The sequence below is a fragment of the Ideonella sp. P3_A4 genome (genome assembly GCF_056403075.1).
In genome coordinates this window covers 1-1676 of record NZ_JBFUGE010000957.1, presented here as the reverse complement: position 1 = coordinate 1676, position 1676 = coordinate 1, and the positions used below count along the sequence as shown (strand labels likewise).

The 1676-nt window shown below is 65.5% G+C and carries 2 protein-coding genes; both read right to left on the bottom strand.

Going from position 1 to position 1676, the window contains the following annotated elements; translation table 11 throughout:
* Window positions 1-932, bottom strand: a 932-nt coding sequence (locus AC1DYI_RS34845; protein ID WP_477208670.1) for a choice-of-anchor tandem repeat GloVer-containing protein, incomplete at its 3' end; no start/stop codon positions are given.
* Window positions 933-986: 54 nt separating this feature from the next.
* A partial coding sequence (locus AC1DYI_RS34840; protein ID WP_477208669.1) for a hypothetical protein occupies window positions 987-1676 on the bottom strand: 690 nt, incomplete at its 5' end.

Here is a 1676-nt window from a genome sequence, read left to right as displayed (position 1 = left end):
TCCGGAGCCAGGATGAAGCCTGAGGAGGGCCAGTACGGCGCGCCCTTTGCGGACTTGAAGGAGTACAGCAACTGGTAGTCACCGCCTTCCGTCGACAGGCGAAACACCGTGCCCTGTCGGTGCTGCCCGCCCGTCCCCGTGACGCCGTAGAGCATGTTGTCCAACAGCACCAAACCACCGCGAGGAGAAGCACCATCGGCGCGGTGGCCGGCGAACGAATGCAGGACCGTCAACACGCCCGACTTGGTCAGCCGATAGACCACGCCGTGACCGAACGCGCCGCCGGAGCCGGTCGTTCCGTACAGGTTGCCGGCGTCGTCCTCGATCAAGCCTCCGTTGGGAGAGCTCCCTTGCTTCTCCTCGAAGCGGTGCAGCACCGTCGCCTCACCGGCCGGCGTGATGCCATAGACCGTGCCACGTGTGACTCCGTAGAAGCGGCCGTCGCCTGACAGCATCAGGCCATGCGCCGGCCAGATATTGGGCACGTCCTGATCCAGCTTGAACGAATACAGGACAGTCACCTCACCGTCCAAGGTCATGCGGTAGAAGCTGCCAAAGTTGTCGCTGCCGCCAAAAGTGGTGACACCGTAGAAGTGGCCATCCAGGCCCCAGGTGAGGCCCGACGGCACCGCCTCGCCGCCCTCGTCGACGAAGGCGTGCAGCACTTGGGTGTCGCCCTCGGGCGTCATGCGAAAAACGGTGCCACCGCCCTGCGCACCGCCGAACTGAGTGGTGCCGTAGAAGTTCCCATCCGGCCCTTTGGCCAGCTTCGCATCGAAAGGAGCCCGGCCTTCGTCGCCCACCAAGGCATGCGCCTGCCGGTAACGGGTCTCGACTGCGGCACGGCTGTCTTCGGCCCGGGCTGCGCCAAAAGGCACCGCGGTCAGTCCGGCCAACAGCCATGCCGCGGCCAACGTCTTGATCGATTTCATGCTGCCTCCCTGACTCGACCTACCGGCCGCTCCACAAGCGGCCCGGCCCTCGACTCACCAATTCAGCCCGGCCTGCGAGCTCAAGGTGTAGTTGGTGACCGGCGCACCTTCGTAGGTGGTGATGTGGTCCACGCCCTTCAGGCGGATCGAGTCCTTCGCGTCGAAGGCCACGGTGCCGTGGGTGTTGCCGCCACTGGAGATCGCCCACGCGGTAGTGGTCAGGTTCAAGGGCTGGCCGAAGACGAAGCTCGCGTACACGATGGCCGTTTCGTCGACGTTGAGCACGACGTCGGGCAACGACCAGTCGGTCTGCGCCGACCAATCCTTCCACCCGGTGGGCAGGTGCGGGACGAGCGGCAGGATGCGGAACAAGGTCGCGCCGCTCAGGCCATGGGTTTCGAGCGTGCCCTTGACCTTGACGCGGTAGTACAGCCAGCCGGAGGTGTTGGTCAGCCCGGGCGCGTCGATCATCAACACRTCGGTGAAGCCGGCGATGGCACCACCGACCTCGCCGTTGTTGCTGGTGCTGTTGCTGGTTCGCACCCGTAGCTTGCCACCGGGCAGGGCCTGCGCACTGCCGCTGGAGCTGCCGGTGACCGCGTGATTGGCCTTGGCCTTGACCAGCGCCATCGCCGGCGAGAAGGCCTCCTTGCACTTCGAATCCTCCGGCTTGAAAAACGACGCGAGGTCGATGTTCTGCACCGGCAGGCCGGAACCGCTCGACGCACCGGCGCAGGTGTAAGC